The sequence below is a fragment of the Vagococcus lutrae genome (assembly GCF_023299185.1).
Classification (GTDB): Bacteria; Bacillota; Bacilli; order Lactobacillales; family Vagococcaceae; genus Vagococcus_A; species Vagococcus_A lutrae.
This window is the reverse complement of the sequence record NZ_CP097017.1, coordinates 515,558-535,964: the sequence shown is the minus strand read 5'-3', so window position 1 is coordinate 535,964 and position 20,407 is coordinate 515,558. Positions and strand designations below refer to the sequence as shown.

The 20,407-nt window shown below is 37.5% G+C and carries 16 protein-coding genes; 12 read left to right on the top strand and 4 right to left on the bottom strand.

What is annotated here, in order from left to right:
- Positions 1-5: 5 nt before the first annotated feature.
- The gene (locus M2919_RS02555; protein ID WP_248849129.1) at positions 6-1,028 is read right to left on the bottom strand and encodes a serine hydrolase domain-containing protein; all 1,023 of its coding nucleotides are present in this window, start codon (positions 1,026-1,028) and stop codon (positions 6-8) included.
- Positions 1,029-1,161: 133 nt separating this feature from the next.
- Here M2919_RS02555 and M2919_RS02550 point away from each other — a divergent pair, with 133 nt between their 5' ends.
- The 4 genes from M2919_RS02550 to M2919_RS02535 all read left to right on the top strand — a co-directional run bounded on the left by M2919_RS02550 (position 1,162) and on the right by M2919_RS02535 (position 5,418).
- Positions 1,162-2,334 carry an MFS transporter gene (locus M2919_RS02550; protein WP_248849128.1) on the top strand — a complete coding sequence of 391 codons (1,173 nt, stop codon included), beginning with the start codon at positions 1,162-1,164 and terminating at the stop codon, positions 2,332-2,334.
- Positions 2,335-2,582: 248 nt separating this feature from the next.
- On the top strand, positions 2,583-3,788 hold the full coding sequence (locus M2919_RS02545) for an NAD(P)/FAD-dependent oxidoreductase (RefSeq protein WP_202585367.1): 1,206 nt from the start codon (positions 2,583-2,585) through the stop codon (positions 3,786-3,788).
- A gap of 125 nt (positions 3,789-3,913) precedes the next feature.
- Entirely contained in the window at positions 3,914-4,354 is a 441-nt protein-coding gene (locus M2919_RS02540; protein ID WP_126763552.1) for an OsmC family protein, read from the top strand.
- Positions 4,355-4,536: 182 nt separating this feature from the next.
- On the top strand, positions 4,537-5,418 hold the full coding sequence (locus M2919_RS02535; protein WP_126763549.1) for a YitT family protein: 882 nt from the start codon (positions 4,537-4,539) through the stop codon (positions 5,416-5,418).
- Positions 5,419-5,441: 23 nt separating this feature from the next.
- Here M2919_RS02535 and M2919_RS02530 read toward each other — a convergent pair whose 3' ends face one another.
- Positions 5,442-6,131: a type 1 glutamine amidotransferase gene (locus M2919_RS02530; RefSeq protein WP_248849127.1), complete on the bottom strand. Its 690-nt coding sequence runs from the start codon at positions 6,129-6,131 to the stop codon at positions 5,442-5,444.
- Positions 6,131-7,477, bottom strand: a complete 1,347-nt coding sequence (locus M2919_RS02525; RefSeq protein WP_248849126.1) for a Mur ligase family protein — start codon at positions 7,475-7,477, stop codon at positions 6,131-6,133. The genes M2919_RS02530 and M2919_RS02525 overlap by 1 nt, the downstream gene beginning before the upstream one ends.
- 191 nt (positions 7,478-7,668) lie before the next feature.
- On the opposite strand from M2919_RS02525, the gene M2919_RS02520 reads away from it, so the two are divergent.
- The 4 genes from M2919_RS02520 (at position 7,669) to M2919_RS02505 (ending at position 11,902) form a co-directional block, all read left to right on the top strand.
- Positions 7,669-9,387 carry a hypothetical protein gene (locus tag M2919_RS02520; protein ID WP_248849125.1) on the top strand — a complete coding sequence of 573 codons (1,719 nt, stop codon included), beginning with the start codon at positions 7,669-7,671 and terminating at the stop codon, positions 9,385-9,387.
- Positions 9,388-9,517: 130 nt separating this feature from the next.
- Positions 9,518-10,870: a cell division site-positioning protein MapZ family protein gene (locus M2919_RS02515; RefSeq protein ID WP_248849124.1), complete on the top strand. Its 1,353-nt coding sequence runs from the start codon at positions 9,518-9,520 to the stop codon at positions 10,868-10,870.
- A gap of 64 nt (positions 10,871-10,934) precedes the next feature.
- Positions 10,935-11,702 carry an AAC(3) family N-acetyltransferase gene (locus M2919_RS02510; protein WP_248849123.1) on the top strand — a complete coding sequence of 256 codons (768 nt, stop codon included), beginning with the start codon at positions 10,935-10,937 and terminating at the stop codon, positions 11,700-11,702.
- A gap of 20 nt (positions 11,703-11,722) precedes the next feature.
- A complete protein-coding gene (locus M2919_RS02505; RefSeq protein ID WP_248849122.1) occupies positions 11,723-11,902 on the top strand; it encodes a 2-hydroxymuconate tautomerase in 180 nt (59 codons plus the stop codon).
- A gap of 33 nt (positions 11,903-11,935) precedes the next feature.
- Here M2919_RS02505 and nhaC read toward each other — a convergent pair whose 3' ends face one another.
- Positions 11,936-13,318: a Na+/H+ antiporter NhaC gene (gene nhaC, locus M2919_RS02500; RefSeq protein WP_202585361.1), complete on the bottom strand. Its 1,383-nt coding sequence runs from the start codon at positions 13,316-13,318 to the stop codon at positions 11,936-11,938.
- A 399-nt stretch (positions 13,319-13,717) separates the two neighbouring features.
- Here nhaC and M2919_RS02495 point away from each other — a divergent pair, with 399 nt between their 5' ends.
- The 4 genes from M2919_RS02495 to uvrA all read left to right on the top strand — a co-directional run bounded on the left by M2919_RS02495 (position 13,718) and on the right by uvrA (position 20,298).
- Complete coding sequence (locus M2919_RS02495; RefSeq protein WP_126763535.1) at positions 13,718-14,674, top strand: LacI family DNA-binding transcriptional regulator; 957 nt, start codon at positions 13,718-13,720, stop codon at positions 14,672-14,674.
- 1 nt (position 14,675) lies between these two features.
- Complete coding sequence (locus M2919_RS02490; RefSeq protein WP_248849121.1) at positions 14,676-15,332, top strand: hypothetical protein; 657 nt, start codon at positions 14,676-14,678, stop codon at positions 15,330-15,332.
- A 133-nt stretch (positions 15,333-15,465) separates the two neighbouring features.
- Positions 15,466-17,460 (top strand): excinuclease ABC subunit UvrB, encoded by a 1,995-nt coding sequence (uvrB, locus tag M2919_RS02485; RefSeq protein WP_248849120.1) that lies wholly within the window; start codon positions 15,466-15,468, stop codon positions 17,458-17,460.
- A gap of 18 nt (positions 17,461-17,478) precedes the next feature.
- Positions 17,479-20,298, top strand: a complete 2,820-nt coding sequence (gene uvrA, locus M2919_RS02480; protein WP_248849119.1) for an excinuclease ABC subunit UvrA — start codon at positions 17,479-17,481, stop codon at positions 20,296-20,298.
- Positions 20,299-20,407 lie beyond the last annotated feature (109 nt).

The window sequence follows — 20,407 nt, the reverse complement described above, 5'->3', positions numbered from 1 at the left end:
ATGTTTTATTGGTTTTTTTCTGATAAATACGTGGCAATAAGCTCATTCCGTCGCGCGATGTAAAGCGGCCGATTATCCAAAGGATGAACACGGTTTGAAAGAAAGATAAATGCTTGTTTAGTTTCTAAATCTACAATCATAAAGGTACCAGTATATCCAGTATGAAATAATGCATGAGTTTGATTGTTTGTCGGCAATAAATCCCAACCTAAAGTTCGAGGTTTTAAATGGTCATCATTCCAATTTTTTGTTAATAAACGAAGTGTCTGAGCGTTTAAAAAACGTTGATGATTTTGTGTTTTACCATTTGCAAACAGCATGGAAACAAAATTAGTTAAATCTCGGATAGTAGAGAATAGACCGGCGCTTCCGCAACGTTCTTGTAAACAAGCGGCTTTGGGATCATGAACCTCTCCTTTAATTAATCCCCGTGCAAAAGAATATTCAGTAGGAGCGATTGGCAGACTATGTTCTTGAGGGTAAAATGTACTTTGTTTCATATTTAATGGAACTAAAACTTCTGCTTGAATAACTTCTTGAATCGGTTTTTGATAGTGTTTTTCAATCATAAGTCCAAGTAAAATAGTCCCTGTGTCTGTATAAACAACTTCTGCATTTTGTTTTTCTTTATCGATAGGGAGTTTCATATATGCGCTAATCAATTCATCGGCTGTTAGTGAATCACGATTCGGTATAAAACTGTTAATGCCACTCGTGTGAGTTAATAGTTGTTGAATTGTCACGCTATCATCATGAAACTCAGGTAGGTGTTGCTTTAGCGTGTCAGTTGGAGCCACATGGTTATTTTCAATAAGTTTTAAAATTACGGTAGTAGTGCCGACTACTTTGGTTAACGAAGCAATATCAAATAGCGTGTCCGATGTCATCTCTTCTTTTACCGGAAGAACTTGACGGGATCCGAGAGCTTTTTGCATCATTCTATTTTGGTCAATGATATTAAATACAGCCCCTGGAATAGTTCCTTCATGAATGAGCTGTTGAATGAATTTAAGGGTATTCGGGTACATAGTAAACCTCTTTTCTTTTACCTTGATTTTTATCGCTGTCTTTTTTACTATTCAACATGAAAAAATATCTCTTGTCAAACAATCAAAAAATCGGCATAATATAAAAGATAAACAAAAAAGAGAAGGTGAATAAATGAATAATAATGAAGTTTCACATAAACGGATGATATTGATTGTTATCGCCAATTTATTCGTAGTATTTTTAGGGATTGGTTTAGTTATTCCAGTTATGCCAGCGATGAAGAAACTGATGGGACTGTCTGGTAGTACAATGGGTCTATTAGTTGCTATCTTTGCTATTGCACAGTTAATCTGTTCACCTATCGCGGGTCGACTTTCTGATAAGCACGGACGTAAAAAGATGATTGCAATCGGCATGTTGCTCTTTGCCATATCAGAAGTTATTTTCGGTTTAGCAGAAGATGTTTCGATTCTGTACTTTTCACGTGCCTTAGGTGGTGTGTCTGCCGCGTTAATCATGCCGTCGGTTATGGCGTTTGTAGCAGATATGACTTCTATAGAAGAACGTCCTAAAGCAATGGGGTGGGTTTCTGGTGCAATTAGTGGTGGATTTATCATAGGCCCCGGAATTGGTGGGTTTCTAGGAAATATATCCGTGCGATTACCTTTTTACTCAGCAGGTGCTCTTGGATTTCTTGGCTTTTTACTCGCTGTATTTTTATTAAAGGAACCTGTTAAAGAACATCATCACGATAGTCAACAGCCGGCGCCGTCATTATTACAGACACTTTTTGATCCGGTCTTATTTTTTCCTTTTATTATCATCTTGATAAATGCGTTTGGGTTGGCTGCATTTGAGTCAATGTACGGTATCTATGTTGATTTAAACTTTGGTTTTACAATGAACGATATCGCTATGGTTGTTACAGGTAGTGGAGTGTTAGCATTGATTGCACAAGTTGTCTTTTTCGACCAATTAGTCCAACGCTTTGGTGAGATTGGTTTAATTCGTCTGTGTTTAATACTAAGCGTAGTATTTGTGGTGGCTATTGTGATTACAACGAACTATTGGGTCGTAGTGGGCGCGACATTTGTCATCTTTTTGGCATTTGATTTATTGCGACCTGCCATTACAACTTTCTTATCCAAAAATGCAGGAAATCATCAAGGAGCGGTAAGTGGGTTGAACTCCGCTTTAACTAGTGTGGGAAATATTGTCGGACCTCTATTATCGGGTACGCTCATAGATTTAAATCCACATTATCCTTACTATACGGTTGTCTTTATTTTATCGATAACGCTTGTTTTAACACTCTTTTGGAAAAAAGAAAAAACGAGAGGTTAATGTAAAAGTTTCACAAACTTTTTATGAGTTAATCACTTTTTGAAACAAAACTGTTATATCAAGAAAAAACACGATGATAAAAGGTATTCATCGTGTTTTTATTTTTGCTTTATAACAGATTACAGAAAAAATGTAACAGAACACTGTTCTTTTTTTGTAAAATGCGTTACAATATGTGAAGCGATATTATATTCTATTTTATATTATATTTTTTAAGAGTTAAGTGTTTAAATTTAGGAGGAATCATTGTGAGTAAAAAACATATTGTTGTCTTAGGTGCTGGTTATGCAGGTTTGCGTACGGTTAAGCAATTGCAAAAGAAGAACTTGGATATTGAGATAACATTAATCAACAAAAATGACTACCATTATGAATCTACTTTATTACATGAAGTAGCAGCTGGAACAAGTAAAGCAGATAAGATTTGCTTTGATGTTGTGGAAGTAATTGATGATAAAAAAGTACGTTTCGTCAAAGATACAGTAGAATTAATTGAAAAGGACCAAAAACAAGTCAAACTGGCTTCTGGTCAAACAATTAGCTATGATTATTTAGTCGTTGCGCTTGGTTTTGAGTCTGAAAGCTTCGGAATCCCAGGTGTGGATGAGTTTGCTTATGAGCTAGTTAATATTCCAACAGCTGAACGTGCTTTAGCTGAATTGGATAAAAACTTAGCTAATTATCAGCATAGTCAAGATCCAAAAGACTTAAGTGTCGTAGTTTGTGGAGCAGGCTTTACAAGTATCGAGTATTTAGGTGAAATTACTAACCGTATTCCTAAGCTAGCGGATAAATATAAATTCCCAGCTAACCAAGTTAAGATTACGTGTATTGAAGCGATGCCTAAACTGTTACCAATGTTTACTGAAGAACTTTCAGATTACTGTGTGGATGTTCTTGAAAAACGCGGTGTTGAGTTTATCGTTGGAACACCTATTAAAGAAATCAAAGAAACATCTGTCGTATATGAACAAAATGACGAACTTAAAGAAGTTGATGCACATACCATCATTTGGACAACAGGCGTTAGAGGTTCTAGCGTTATCGGTGCTTCAGGTTTTGACGAACGTCGTGGACGTGTCATGGTCAATAGTACGTTGACAGTGCCAGAGCATGAAGATATCTTTATGATTGGGGATGTCAGTGCAGTGATGGATGAGGCGTCAGGACGTCCATATCCAACAACCGCTCAAATTGCATTAGCACAAGCAGATGTTGTAGCTGATAATATTGAAGCAACATTAAAAAATCAACCTTTAACAGATTTCGTATACCAATCAAAAGGAACAGTTGCTTCTATTGGTAATAATAATGCAATTGGTAACGCCTTTGGTAAAAACTTTAAAGGATTTATCGCTTCAGCAATGAAAAAAGGTATTGTTGATAAGTCTCTTTTACAAGTTGGTAGCCCATCTGTTATGTTTAAAAAAGGAAAATTTGACTTCTATCATTAATTTTTGAAAAGAGTAGCGTGAGCTGCTCTTTTTATTTGTAAGAATTTGCTAAAAATTGAGCAAATCTATTGCAAACGATTTAGTTTGTGATAAACTTTACTTAATTATTGAAGGAGGTCATATAGATGGCAGTAGAAATTTACAAAGCAGAAACACAATCAATTAAAGGACTTCAAGTAGCGTGTCGTGCGCGTGACTTTGAGTTTGTATTAGATGAACCGAAAAATGTTGGTGGTACTGATGAAGGTATGACACCAGTGGAAGCGTTATTATGTTCATTAGGAGCATGTAAAGTTATTGTGGCACGTTCTTTTGCAAGAATGCATAAGATTAAATTAAATGATATTCGTGTGGAACTTGAAGGTGTCTTAGACACAGACGGTTTCATGGGTAAAAATAAAGATGCTAAAATTGGTTTTTCAAAAATGACATCAAACTTTTTCATCGATGCTGACAATACTGAAGAAGAAATCGCAGCGTTTGTTGAATTTATTAATGCCACATGTCCAGTACACGACACAATTGCTAACAGTCCAGAATTTGAAACAAATGTAACACTTCTATAAAAAGTTAGTTCAGTGAAAAAACTAGAAAGAAATTTCTAGTTTTTTTATTTTGTGATAATAGTGGAAATTATATTATCAATCTTAAAATGATAACCGTTTCATGCATATTTTGTGAAAAGAGGGTTGCATAAAAGCCAAGCTTTTAGTAAGGTAGATTATGCGTGAAGAAGAGGAGTGATGAGATGAAAATAGATAAAAAACGATTATTTTGGGATCTTGTAAAAATGACAGTGGGAGCATTCATATTTGCTTTAGCAGTGAATGTTTTTGCTTTGCCTAATGATTTAGGAGAAGGGGGAGTCACTGGGGTTACGATGATTCTATATTATACTCATGGTATCTCACCGGCTCTGACAAATATATTTTTAAATACGATTATTTTGACACTAGGTTATAAGTTTTTAGACCGAAAAACGATTATTTTTACATTTTATGCCATTGGTGTTATGTCATTCTTTTTAAAAATAACAGAAGGCTGGGGCTTCATTCCTCAAGAAGGTATTGTAGCAGCTATAGCAGCTGGTTCTGTTATGGGAGTTGGTATGGGCTTAATCATGAAAGGTGACGGCACCACAGCTGGTAGTGCCATTTTAGCTAAAATTATGAATAAGCATTTTGGTTGGAATACAAGCTATGCGTTGTTATTTTTTGACTTGATTGTCGTTGTCCCATCTGTCATAGTTATTGGTTTGGAAAATATGATTCTGACTGTTATCTCGTTGAGTGTGTCGACTAAGCTATTAGACTTTATTTTAGAAGGATCAAATCCGAAGAAAACGGTCATGATTATTTCAGATAAGTATGAAGAGATTGCTGCTGAAGTTGATGCGCAGTTAAGTCGTGGTATTACGATGATGGATGGAGTGGGTTATTATAAACGTGAACCGAAAAAGATTTTATATGTGGTCATTAGTCGTGAACAATTAATCCCAATTCAAACGATTATCAATGAAGTAGACCCACAAGCGTTTGTGACGATTAACGATGCTCAGAGTGTCATTGGTGAAGGCTTTACTCGTGATATTTTTATTGAACCAGAAATGGAAAATCAGATAGACAAATAAAAAAAGTGCCGTATGGCACTTTTTTATTTGTCTTGAAATAGATGTTCAAAGCTCTCTTGATATTTTTTTTCTAACGCGGTGATTAATATTCGCTTAGCAAGGTTCAAATTGCGTGCTAAGATAGGGCCGTGGAAATAAGAACCAAATGTATTGCGGTAATGTACGCCTTCTGTTTGGTCTTGACCGTTGTTACCGTATCCTTCAATAACTCGACCGAGTGGTTGTAACCCTTCTCCTAAGAAAGTCATGCCATTATGGTTTTCAAAGCCGACATATTCTTCATTAAAGACCTCATTGACAATGCGAACATCTCCAATAAAACGGTTGTTATCTTGACTTAAAGTGTAATAATCAATAGCGCTAATTCCTTTAATTTTTTGACCGTCAGCCCCCATATAATAGTGACCTAATAACTGATAACCACCACAAATCGCCAACATGACTCCGTCATTTTCAATAAAGCGCGTAATGGCTTTGGCTTTACGTGGAATATCGCGTGACACGATAGTTTGCTCAAAGTCTTGTCCGCCGCCAAAAAAGAACAAATCGTACTGAGTTTCATCTAGCTCTTCATCGATACTAATGATTTCAGAGTGAAAGTCAATATTCGCTTGACGAGCTAGATAGTCTAGAACAAGTAGATTACCGTTATCGCCATAAGTATTTAATAAGTTTCCATATAAATGACAGACGTTTAAACTGTACTGTGACATTACGCCATACCTCCTTCGAGATAGCCTTGTTGCGCCAGTTCTTTACGTAATTCTAGTACTGCGGTATAAGTAGCTAAAATAAAGACGCGTTCGGTTGGTAATTCTTTGATTGCTTTAATCACTTCTGTAATTTCTGGTCGTACGGTAATATCTTCATTAGAAAATCCGGCGACTTTTAAACGTAAGGTAATATCTTCATGGCGTTGACCGCCAGTTATTACGTGAGGAATTGTCATCTCACTTAACTCTTCATAATGACCGTCCCAAATCCAACTAATATCTATCCCGTCAGCATAATTAGCGTTTAGTAAGTGGACGAGTGAAAAAGGTTGTGGTGCTAATGCCATTAAGTCAATGACTTGATTAAGTCCCACAGGATTTTTAACTAAAACAAGTGTACATTCTTTGTCTTCAATCTGTATGACTTCTTGGCGCCCAAATACTTTTTGGTCATGCGCTAATCCTTTGCGAATGTTTTCTGGTGAGACATGATAGTGATGTCCCACAGCGGTTGCTGCTAAGGCATTATAAACGTTATATAGGCCTCCGACTTCTATCTGATAAGGCTCATTCTCAATAGTAAATGCGGCCGATTGATTGGTCATCGCATCAATGCTTGTTAATTTCACATCTAATTCAGGTCGCTTAAAGTGGCAATGTGGACAGTAATATTTACCTTGATTGCTATAGGTAATCATTTTGTAGTGTAAGATATGATGACAGTTTGGGCAAACGACTCCGTCTGTATTGAAGTGAGCCATTTGCTCTACATCTTCTTGATGGTCAAAGCCAAAATACTCTCTAGGATTGACAGTGTCAATAGAATTGAAGATGGGTAAATCACCATTTGCTAAAATTGGGGCATTTGGAGCCTTAGCTGCACCATCTACAATCATTTGATAGGTAGAATAAATTTCGCCATACCGATCCATCTGATCTCTAAAGATATTAGTAAAGACAAAGAGAGAAGGGGTCAAATACTCCGTAACTTTTGTTAAGCTAGCTTCGTCAATTTCTAGCACAGCATATTTTTTTTCGCGTTTGGCTGCTGGTTGACTTAAAAATGTCGAAACAATACCTTGAAGCATGTTCGCACCAGTAGTATTAGTTAGAACTGGGCCGTATTGTTGCTCTAGAATATTGACTGTTAAAGCAGTCGTGAGAGTTTTACCATTTGTACCCGTTACAACAATGATTTCATAATTTTGAGCGAGTTTATTTAAAACGTGCGGATCTATTTTTAAAGCCAATTTACCTGGTAAACTGCTGCCACCTTTAAAAAAAGTTTTGAGCACCCACTGTGTTGTTTTACCAGTTAAAATCGCGAGTTGACTTCTCATACTCATGTTAGTTCCTCCGATCGTAAATATCACAAAACAATAATTTAACAGAGTCTATCATATCACATCCATCATAAAATGATAATAACTTTAAACAGAAACAAGAGAAGCTTAAGAAAAAGGCAAAATAAGACTTACGATGTATTGCAGTTTTGTGCGCATTTCTTTAATCTTAAGGTATAAAGGAGGAGAGTCAAATGATGTTAGGTCAAATTGGGTTGAATAGTATTATGTATCTTATTATCTGTATTGGTTTTCTTGTAAAACAACAATTTAAGGTGAATAAGAATCAGAGAAAATGGCTGATTAGCAGTACGATAGCCGTTATTCTATTACAAATGGTATATATATGGACGGTCTTACCTAGTAAGTCATTATTAAATTATTTAAGTCATAATATTATTATCGGCCTTATCGCTGTAGGCGTAGTCTATTTAGCGGAAAGAAATGCGGATGTCATTTCATCAGCTAAAAATCATTCATCAATCAAACTGGCTTTGATTCTAGTAGGGAGCTTCGTATTATTATTAGGGGCTTCTTTTACGTATGATATTGCCAGTAAGAAACATGTGTATAGCACACTAACGCTAGTGGAGGGTCAAGATACACCTGAGCTAGATAAAGATGATACGCCAGTTACGATTCCACCAAAAACCGTGCGAAACAAGATGAAAAAATCGATGAATCAATTTGATAATCAACAGTTTTATGAATTAGGGGAGTTGCAAGTTCAAAAAATAGCCGGTGACGTCGTGTATGTCGCACCATTAGAGTTTAAAGGTATATGGCGATGGTTAAAAGCAGGCGCATCAGAAGGTTATTTAAAAATGTCTGCTACGGATGTTTATGAACAACCGGTACCGGTTAAGCGTGAAATGACGTATATTCCGAGTGCTTACTTTTTTAAAGACGCCGCTCGTAAAATTTACTTTGCAAGTGCTCGCTATAAATCAATGGGTGTACCACAATTAGAAATCGATGACAACGGTAAGGCTTACTATGTGCAAACCTTGTACCGTCCTCGAGGTATTTCAGAAAACCCGAACTATAAAAAGATGAAAATCGCTGTCCTTGATACTGAGACAGGCAAGGTTACTTTATACGATTTGAAAGATGTGCCAAAATTTATAGATGCGCCTATCTCTCCAGAAATGGCTAGTGAGATGAATAGTGTATATGGTAAGTATGAAGAAGGTTGGTTGAACAGTCAGCTTGCAAAAAAAGGAGTAAAACTTGCGACAACGAACGGGACTGAAGACGAAGTGACACCTATTTTTAATGAAAAAGGTGAGATGCTTTACTTTACTGATTTTACTTCCCCATCTAATAGCGATGATTCTGCTATCGGATATTCTTATATCAATGCACGTACAGGAGAATTAACCTATTATAGTAAGAAAAATATGATGGATAGTGAGGGTCTTCTCAGCCTTGTAAATTTAGTCTATCCAGAGAAAAAACTAGTCGGAAATATGCCTCTTCTATATAATATTGACGGCGTTCCTACATGGGTTGTTTCCATGCTTGATAAAAACGGTATTTTCAAAAAAATTGCTTATGTTAACGCGACGGATACCGATATTTTGGCAATGGAAGATACAGTTGATAAAGCGCTGCAAGTTTATCGTTTAAAACTGGGAGAAAAACGGAGTAATGTGACAGCTACCTCTAAAGTAACAGAGACTGAAATAAGTGGACAAATTGTTCGCTTGACTTCACCTATTGAAACAAGTGATGGTGTTATTATTAAGTTTGTGTTGGATGATAATCGTATTTATACGGCCAGTGAAGCCGATAATACGCTTGCTCTTTTCTTACAAGCGTCTGATAGGGTGCACTTTTCAGCGAAACTGGTAGACAATGAAGTACAAGGTTATATTACGAATCTTTCGATTGACGGTTTTGATATCCAATAAATGAAAATCTGCTAGTGATATCACTAGCAGATTTTTTCTGTCATCATATCGAGATACAATCGTAATAGGCACTCTTGTCATTTTATGATAAAATAGAACACAGATTAAAAAAGGAAGTGGAGAGTAAATCATGTCTAAAATGATTCAATGTACCAAATGTCATGAAACGTATGATGAAACACTAGATGCTTGTCCCCATTGTGGAGAAGTAAATCAGCATACGAATATTTCTGAGACGCCAAAACGGCGCCGTCGTGAACCTCAATTAGCTAAGCTATTAAATATAGATGAAGAAAATAATCAAGAATCAACCAGTAAATCTTCCGATATGAAAGATGAAACGGCTCAAAAAACAAGTGATAAAGAAGCGCCAAGTACTAAAAATGAGAAACAAGAGAAGAAACCAAACGTTCATCCCGCACGTGAAAAGAAAAAATCGTCACGCAAATGGAGCGTAATAGTGGTCATTTTATTAGCGTTGGTCGGCGCGGGATTATTAGGGAAAAAATATGCTGACGCAAAAGAAGCTGAACGTCTTGAAAAGGTTGAACAGGCCTATCAAAAAACGACACTGGCTTTTGAAAAGCTATACTTTGATGAACAGCATATCTTTCTCAATGCTGGGATAACGGAAGATAAAATTTTAAGAGCGGATAAACGTATTGACGCGGTTGATAATGATGCGTATCAAAAAGAATTGACCAAAATGTCCGTCGATATTCATGACCGATTTAAAAAACAACAGAGTATTAATCAGTACTACGAAAACAATTATATTGTAGGTAATACCCTTAACGATCAAGCAATCTTAAAAGAAAATGTGGATGAAATTCTAACACGTCCAGTTAATTCAGAAAAAGATGAGTTTGATAAAATGATCAATCATGCGTTAGAAGAAACGAAGCTACAATTGAAAGTTAGACAGGAAGCGCAGAAGGCTGTGAAAGCCTTAATGAATGATGATAAGCAACCGAAAGAAAATCTAACGAAGAAAGAGATTGACGAAGCGAATCAACTTGTTCAACAGGTGACTCATCCTAAGATTAAAACGTCGTTAAATGACTCGATGAAGCAAATTATTTTAACGTTTGATGAACAAGAAGCTAAAAAGAAAGAAGAACAAGAAGCAGCTAAGAAAAAAGAGGAAGAAGAAAATAGAAAGAAATTAGAAGCAGAGAAAGCTCAGAAGCAAAAAGTGAATCCACAAGACGACCCAAATGCTAGCGATGCATGGGCTTGGGCGCCTGGAGTGAAAGAGCAAGTGCTTGCAGAGTGTTTACGTCGTGGATATATTGTTGACGGTGGTTATACCTTGGTTAAAAAAGAAATACGTGACGGACAGGGATATTATGATTTATATGCTACGAATGCCGAGTCACCACTATTGCAGCCATGGCCAAAAGCTGAAATGCCTTTTTATCTCGTCACAATTAATTGTAAAACAGGTTGGTTTAAAGGAAATGGAACGGACGGTACGCGTTAAGAAAGAGCGTACGTTTGATTAAATAAAGATAGGGAGCGAATAATGATTGCATACAGTTAAATCATTGAAAAAAGATTTTGAAAAACTTGGTTTATTGCCGACAGATACCGTTTTGGTTCATACGTCAGTGAAAGCCGTTGGGCCTATGGAAAATGGCGTTGACACATTAATTGACGCTTTGATGACCTATTTAAATGAAGGACTGTTACTTGTACCGACGCATACTTGGCGACAAATTAATGAAGAAAACCCTATTTTTAACCCGGAAACAGAACAACCTTGTATAGGGATTATGCCTGAAATTTTTCGACATCGGGAAGGCGTAAAACGCTCGTGGCATCCGACACATTCGCTAGCGGCCTACGGGAAACCGTCAGAAGTAGATATCTTTACGGAAGGCGCAGAACAGTTTGATACACCCGCACCGCCAAACGGTTGGATAGGCCATATGTTAGACCGAAAAGCAAAAGTCTTATTGATAGGGGTTAATCATAATCGTAATACGTTTATTCATGGTATTGAAGAAATCGTAGATGTACCCGACCGAATGACGATTGAAAGACAACCGCTGAAAGTTAAAGTAAATGGACAAGTCATCGATTCGCCACAACGACGTCACTATGGAAGTACGTCAGAGAAATATAACAAGTTGTATCAACCGTTCTTAGATTACGGTGTAGCTGTGGAAGGTAAAATAGGCGATGCGACATCACAACTTTGTGATACAGTAAAGATGACAGAGTTTGTTACTTATCTATTAAATCAGGAAATATCATTATTTAGTCACTTTGAACCTATTCCAGAAAGCTATTTGCCAAAGGATAGAGTATAAATAAGAAAGAAGGATTAAGTATGCCAATCGTAACAGTTCAAATGTTAGAAGGAAGAACCGTTGAACAAAAACAAGCACTTATTAAAGAAGTAACTGAAACAGTTGTTAAAACAACGGGAGCAAAACAAGAGGCGGTTACCGTCGTTATCGAAGAAATGAAAAAAGAAAATTATGGTTTAGCGGGTGTTTCACCAAAATAAAAAAACTGCGACTTTCACGAGTCGCAGTTTTTTTTAAGCCGTTATGGGTTCTTTTTCACTTAATCCGATTCCAGTTACACCGGAAGCAATTGAAAGAATGGGAGATAGTAAGTTAAAGAAACAAAATGGCAAGTATACAAGTGTCGGGACGCCTAACGTAGCGGCCATGAAAACACCACTAACTCCCCATGGAATCAATGTATTAAAGACAGTTCCAGAATCTTCCAAAGCGCGAGATAAAGCAGTAGGGTCAAGGGAAGATTTATCGAAAGAAGGTTTCATAGCCTTACCTGGTAAAATAATCGATAGGTATTGTTCGCCAATTAAAACATTGGCTAAGATACCCCCTATGACAGTCGCTGAAATTAAACTAGTTGGAGATGTTAATCTTTCGGCTAAAGGAGCCATTAACGCTTCGATAATTCCAAACTTCATCAATAAACCACCGAGTGAAAGTGTCAACAAGATGAGTGCGATAGAGCCTAGCATACTATTTAGTCCCCCACGACTGAGCAGAGCGTCTAAATTTTCGACACCAGTCTCTGCAACGAAGCCTTGTTCGATGATAGTTGCAATTTGCTTAATCGTTGCTGATGGAGATTGTATAACATACAGCCCAATTGAAACACTAATATTTAGTAGAAGGGTTGCAATGGCTGGCATTTTTAAAAGTGAAGAACCAACCATTAATAAAATCGGTATGGCTGAAAACCATCCTATATGAAACTCACTTTTTAACGTATCGATCAATAAATTAATCTCAGCTGTACCTTGAGTCGCATGTGTTTGATTACCTAATATAAAAAATAAAATCAGTGAAAGAATAAAAGCTGGAACGGTCGTCCACATCATGTTTTTGATATGTTTAAACAAGTCAGTACCAGCTACGGCTGCAGCTAAGTTAGTTGTGTCGGATAGAGGTGACATTTTATCACCAAACACCGCACCAGAAATAATAGCACCAGCTAATAACGCAGGATTAAAGCCCAAGCTAATCCCCATCCCCATGAGTGCCAAGCCGACAGTGGAAGCTGTTGTAAAGGCACTTCCAATCGATGTTCCGATAATCGCACAGACGACGAAAGCGGAAGGAATGAAGTAATTCACGTTTACTAGTTTAAAGCCAACGACCATCATAGCTGGGATAATACCAGCAGCAATCCAGCTGGCAATTAAGGCACCGATTAAAAGAAATATAAGCATGGGAATAATTCCTGTCGCAACGCCTTCTTGAATTCCGTCATGTATATTTTGCCATGAGTGACGACGCCATTTTCCCCATAAAATGAGAAGTGCTAAAGTAAGAATAATCGGCACAATCGGCGACAAACCAAGATAAATGACGCTCACCCCGATGATGCCTAACATAGTAACAAATATAAATGCTGCTTCTTTGAATGTAATGGTTTTAGTCATAATGTGCCTCCTTTTAATATGTGTAAGTGTGTTAAATAAAATAAAAAAAGCCCCTATCAATCATGTCGATTGATAGGGGCGAGATATTCGCGGTACCACCCTAAATTGACTTAATGTGCACCTTAAGTCATCTTTATCATCTGCTATCGTGAGATGAAACGAATCAGCTTGTTAAAAAGATGTAATTCATGATTGAATCCTGTTTGACTCGCACCAACCGTCAATTCTCTGAACGCTGAGATTCATCACTACTGTTCTTTTCTGATTTTTTTATTTTATTGTGTCTTACTATCTCATGCTTAAATTACATTGTCAACCCCCAAAATTAAAATCAGCTAGCAATTTATTTTTAAAATCGCTATAATAAGCTTATTAAAGGAATGGTCTAGGAGGAACAAAATGGTTACGCTAACCGATGTTGCCAAACGAGCAAATGTATCAAAAATGACAGTTTCAAGAGTGATTAATCATCCAGAGCAAGTCACGGATGAGTTAAAAGAATTAGTATTTCAGGCAATGAAAGAGCTCAATTATAAGCCTAATGTGGCGGCAAAAGCATTGGCACATAATCGCACGCAAGTGATTAAACTTTTTATCTTAGAAGAGATGGATACGACTGAACCATACTACATGAATTTGTTGATGGGAATTTCAAAAGAATTAGATAATCATCAGTATTCCTTGCAACTTGTGTCAGAGAACAGTTTTGATATTGGACAATGTGATGGCTATATCATTACAGGAATGCGTGATAAGGATTATGACTGGATAAATGGTATCGAGAAACCTGTCATCCTTTTTGGAGAAAATCGCTATGGCTATGATTTTGTTGATACTAATAATCAACAAGGCACTTATTTGGCGACGAAACATGCGCTTGCGTGTGGATACGAACATATCATTTTTATCGGAATTGATGTTATGGAGCCTTTTGAGTTTTCTAGAGAAGCAGGCTATATTAATGCGATGCAAGAGGCGGATATGCTTCCTCAAATTTTAAAGTTTGATAATCGCTCACGCTACACAGCCCGATACATCGATGAAAATTTTGCAAGCTTTTCAAAAAATACCGCCTTTGTATGCAGTTCCGATCGTTTGGCATTTGGTATTCAGCGAGGATTACTAGCAAAAGAAGCAACAATTCCACATGATTTTGGTATAGTCGGTTTTGACGGGGTGTTTTTAGATCAAATTGCCTATCCAAGATTGACGACGATTAAACAAAATGTGGTGGAAATGGGGTCAGCTTGTGCTAAAATGCTGTTGAATAAAATTGAACAAAAAGGAGCACCTCAAGGCAACCGCTTGTTTGACCCAGAGTTAATTATTCGTGGAAGTACGAAAGGAGAAAGCTAATATGACGGCAGATGAGTGGTTAGCTTCAGAAAAATTTATTTATATCACGCTTCCCATTTTATTTCTTATAACAGGATTGGTTTTATTTGTTTTAATTTTCTTTTTACTGTATCGTCTTCCTTTAAAAAAGAAGATGAGATACCTGACGTTGTTTATCATAGTATTAACAGGAAGCGGACTTATCTATGCCATGATATCTGGAACAAAGTCAACAAAAGACTATGATCATTTATCGCGTTTAGTAACACCGGCAATGCGCGATCGGCGTCCAAAGGCATTTCGTTATCAGTATTATCATTATCATCCAGCAAAATTATTAGATAAACCAAAAATAGAAGAAATTGGTCTATATGATAAGTCAGAGATTTTGGAAGAAGATGTTATCACTTATCTAGGGAGCACACGTTACCTTTATTATTTTAAAGCGCATGATAAACTGTATAAAATTAGTCGTTCGACGAAATATATCACGTTTTCAGATGAGGTGGAAACACCTGTCAGAAAAGGGTATAGTTATCAGTTAAAAGACATGTCGTATGCCTCACTTGGATTTTATGACACCATCTCTCCGTTATATACAGAAATTATTTTTCCTAAAGAAATGGAAAATCTCACTTATGAACATGGTGGAGGCAAGACATCAGAATACACATTTTAAAGAGTGGTGTGAACCACTCTTTTTTTATCTTATTTGATGAGTAAAATAAACCGAAATAATAGCGAAAGTATGTTCGCTATGTTAAAATAGAGAGTATTAGACAACACGATTTAAGAGTAAAAGGAGCGGACTTATGATTGAACGTGAAGAGAATAGACAGTTTCAATTAGTTTCCAATTATCAGCCAAATGGCGATCAACCAGAAGCAATTAAACAGCTAGTGACAGGCTTAAAAAACAATAAAAAAGAACAAATATTATTAGGTGCGACTGGAACAGGAAAGACTTTTACTATTTCAAATGTTATTCAAGAAGTAAATAAACCAACCTTGGTCATTGCACATAATAAAACGTTAGCTGGTCAGCTGTACAGCGAATTTAAAGAGTTTTTTCCTAACAATGCAGTCGAGTATTTTGTTAGTTATTATGATTACTATCAGCCGGAGGCCTATGTTCCAAGTAGTGATACATTTATCGAAAAAGATGCGAGCGTGAATGATGAAATAGATAAACTGCGTCACTCGGCAACAAGTTCGTTGTTAGAACGTAACGATGTGATTGTGGTAGCTTCAGTTTCTTGTATCTATGGATTAGGTGATCCAAACGAATATCAAGCGAAAGTTTTATCACTTCGAGAAGGTATGGAAATTGACCGCCAAGAATTATTAGAACGTCTTGTAACGATTCAGTTTGAGCGCAATGATATTGATTTTCAACGAGGACGTTTTCGTGTCCGTGGAGATGTTGTCGAGATTTTTCCAGCTTCTCGTGATGAACATGCTTTGCGCATTGAGTTTTTTGGAGATGAAATCGAGCGTATTCGTGAAGTTGATGCGCTAACGGGAGAAATATTAGCCGATCGTAAACATGTTTCTATTTTTCCAGCGACTCACTTCGTAACGGATGCAGCTCATATGGAAACGTCGATTGAAAAAATTCAAGCAGAGTTAAAAGAGCGATTAGCAGAGTTAAGAGCAAACGACCAGTTGCTTGAAGCTCAACGTTTAGAACAACGGACGAATTACGATATTGAAATGATGCGTGAAATGGGATATTGTTCGGGTATTGAAAATTACTCTCGTCATATGGACGGACGTGAACCGGGAGAAGCGCCTTACACCTTATTAGACTTTTTCCCAGAAGATTTCCTAATCGTCGCTGATGAGTCGCACGTAAGCTTACCGCAAATTCGTGGTATGTATAACGGTGACCAAGCACGTAAGAAAATGTTAGTTGACCACGGTTTTCGTTTGCCAAGTGCTTTGGATAACCGTCCCTTGCGTTTAGAAGAGTTTGAGAAACACGTGAATCAGATTATTTATGTTTCAGCTACACCAGGACCTTATGAATTAGAAAGAACGGATACCGTTGTCGAGCAAATTATTCGCCCGACTGGTTTATTAGATCCGTTAATCGAAGTTCGTCCAATTATGGGGCAAATTGATGACCTAGTCGGCGAAATCAATGAGCGAGTTGACCGCGACGAGCGGGTGTTTGTCACGACTTTAACTAAAAAGATGTCGGAAGATTTAACCGATTACTTGAAAGAATTAGGGATGAAAGTCAAATATTTACATAGTGACATTAAGACGTTAGAAAGAACAGAATTAATTCGCGATTTACGTTTAGGAGAATACGATGTCCTTATTGGTATTAACTTACTGCGTGAAGGGTTGGACGTGCCAGAAGTTTCTTTAATCGCCATATTAGATGCCGATAAGGAAGGCTTCTTGAGAAGTGAGCGTTCGTTAGTTCAAACAATCGGACGAGCCGCGCGTAATGAAAATGGTCGCGTCATCATGTATGCTGATAAAATAACTGACTCAATGAAAAAAGCAATGGACGAAACTGCTCGACGCCGTGAAATTCAACAAACTTATAACGAAGAACATGGTATTGTACCGAAAACTATTAAAAAAGAAATTCGCGATTTAATTCGCATTTCAAAAGTGGCAGAAGAAGACGAATCATTTAGCTTAGTAGATAACTATGCGAATTTAGATAAATCTGAAAAAGAAAAAGTCATGCTGGAAATGGAACATGAAATGAAAGAAGCGGCCAAAGCATTAGATTTTGAAAGGGCGGCTACCTTGCGTGATGCATTATTAGAATTAAAAGGAAAAAGATAGGATTCAGGAGGAGATAGCATGGCAAATGATAAGATTGTAATACACGGTGCGCGTGCTCATAATTTGAAAAATATTGATGTCACGATACCACGGGATCAACTCGTAGTTGTAACGGGGTTATCGGGCTCTGGGAAAAGTTCGTTGGCGTTTGACACTCTTTATGCTGAAGGACAAAGACGGTATGTAGAAAGCTTATCTTCTTACGCCCGCCAGTTTTTAGGACAAATGGATAAACCGGATGTCGATAGTATTGATGGACTTAGTCCAGCTATTTCGATCGACCAAAAGACGACTAGTAAAAATCCACGTTCTACTGTTGGAACTGTTACAGAGATTTATGACTACTTGCGACTTTTATATGCTAGAGTAGGGACGCCGATTTGTCCTAATGACGGCACGGAAATTGCAAGTCAATCTGTCGAACAAATGGTGGACAGAGTCATGGCGTTGGAAGAACGCTCGAAAATTCAACTTCTCGCGCCGATTATTGTTAAGAAAAAAGGGCAACATAAAAAAGTATTTGAGATGATTAAAAAACAAGGATACGTTCGTGTGCGTGTTGATGGCGAAACGTATGATGTGACAGAAGTCCCAGAATTAGAAAAAAATAAAAAACATTCGATTGCGATTGTCATCGACCGAATTATCGTGAAAGAAGGTATTCGTTCTCGTTTATTTGATTCATTTGAAGCGGCGCTACGTTTAGCAGAAGGTTATGCTTTAGTCGATGTGATGGGACAAGAAGAAATACTCTTTAGTGAGCATTATGCGTGTCCGTACTGTGGATTTACGATAGGCGAATTGGAACCGCGTTTGTTCTCTTTTAATGCGCCGTTTGGAGCGTGTCCAGATTGTGACGGATTGAGTATTAAATTAGAAGTCGACCCAGACTTAGTTGTACCAGATAAAAAGAAAACGTTGCGTGAAGGAGCGTTAGTGCCTTGGAATCCGATTAGCTCGAATTATTATCCGCAAATGCTAGAACAAGCATGTCTAGCATTTGATATCGATATGGATACGCCTTTTGAAGAGCTACCACAAACCGCTAAAGATTTAGTATTAAAAGGGTCAAACGGACAAACGTTTCATTTTCATTATGAAAATGACTTTGGAGGCGTTCGAGATGTGGAAGTTCCGTTTGAAGGCGTCTTGAATAACATTAACCGTCGCTATCATGAAACAAACAGTGACTATACGCGCGAACAAATGCGTTTATATATGACAGAGTTACAATGCCAAAGTTGTCATGGTTATCGATTAAATCCGCAAGCTTTATCTGTTAAAGTAGCCGGTAAGCATATTGGTGAAGTGACGGCCTTGTCGATTACCGACGCGTTGACATTTTTTAGAGAGTTGACACTTTCCGAACAGCATCAACTCATCGCTCGTCCAATTTTAAAAGAATTAATAGACCGATTGACATTTTTAGAAAATGTCGGATTAGACTATTTAACATTAAGTCGTGCATCGGGTACACTTTCAGGTGGTGAGGCTCAGCGTATTAGATTAGCGACACAAATTGGCTCGAACTTGTCAGGTGTCATGTATATTTTAGACGAACCCTCAATAGGGTTACATCAGCGTGATAACGACCGTCTGATTGAGTCCCTGAAAAAAATGCGAGATTTAGGCAATACGTTAATCGTAGTCGAGCATGATGAAGACACGATGCGAGCAGCTGACTATTTAATCGATATCGGACCTGGTGCCGGTGAACACGGCGGCGAAATCGTGGCAGCAGGGACTCCTGAAGAAGTGGAAGCACAAGAAAATTCTTTAACAGGGCAGTATTTATCTGGTAAGAAACAAATAGCCGTGCCTGAAAAACGTCGTCCGTCAACCGGGCAATCCGTCCAAGTTAAAGGGGCATCAGAAAATAATTTGAAAAATATCGATGTTGATTTTCCAATGGGACAATTCGTAGCAGTGACAGGGGTATCTGGTTCGGGTAAAAGCACGCTTGTTAACAGTATCTTAAAACGCGCTTTGGCTCAAAAGCTAAATGGTAACAGTGCCCGTCCCGGTAAATATCGTGAAATAACAGGCTATGAAACGATTGAAAAAATTATCGATATTGACCAAAGTCCTATTGGTCGGACACCAAGAAGTAATCCCGCAACTTACACTAGCGTATTTGACGATATTCGCGATTTGTTTGCGATGACAAATGAAGCGAAGGTTCGTGGCTATAAAAAAGGTCGTTTTAGTTTTAACGTAAAAGGTGGACGCTGTGAAGCTTGTCGCGGAGATGGTATTATTAAAATTGAAATGCACTTTTTGCCTGACGTCTATGTTCCGTGTGAAGTATGTCATGGGAAACGTTATAACTCTGAAACGTTAGAAGTCCATTATAAAGGGAAAAATATCGCAGATGTTTTAGAAATGCGAGTTGAAGAAGCGGTTGAATTTTTTGAATCAATTCCAAAAATTCAGCGAAAGCTGCAAACCATAGTCGATGTTGGACTGGGATATATTACGCTTGGACAGCCAGCGACTACCTTGTCTGGTGGTGAAGCACAGCGAATGAAATTAGCGAGTGAGCTTCACAAACGACAAAGTGGCCAAAGTTTTTATATTTTAGATGAGCCGACAACGGGCTTACATTCTGATGATATTAAACGATTATTAGAAGTTTTAAATCGTTTAGTAGATGCGGGAAATACGGTTTTAGTGATTGAACATAATCTTGATGTTATTAAAACAGCCGACCACGTCATTGACTTAGGTCCAGAAGGTGGTGCAGGTGGCGGAACAGTGATAGCGACTGGAACCCCTGAAGAGATTGCCAGTGTAGAAGAAAGCTATACCGGGCAGTATCTCAAAAATGTTTTAAAATAAAAGTCAAAACACTTTACAAATAATGGTTATTTGTAAAGTGTTTTTTGTTATTATGTAAAAAACTCTGTATCTCATGAGTTTTTAATGATACACTAGATAAAATATCATT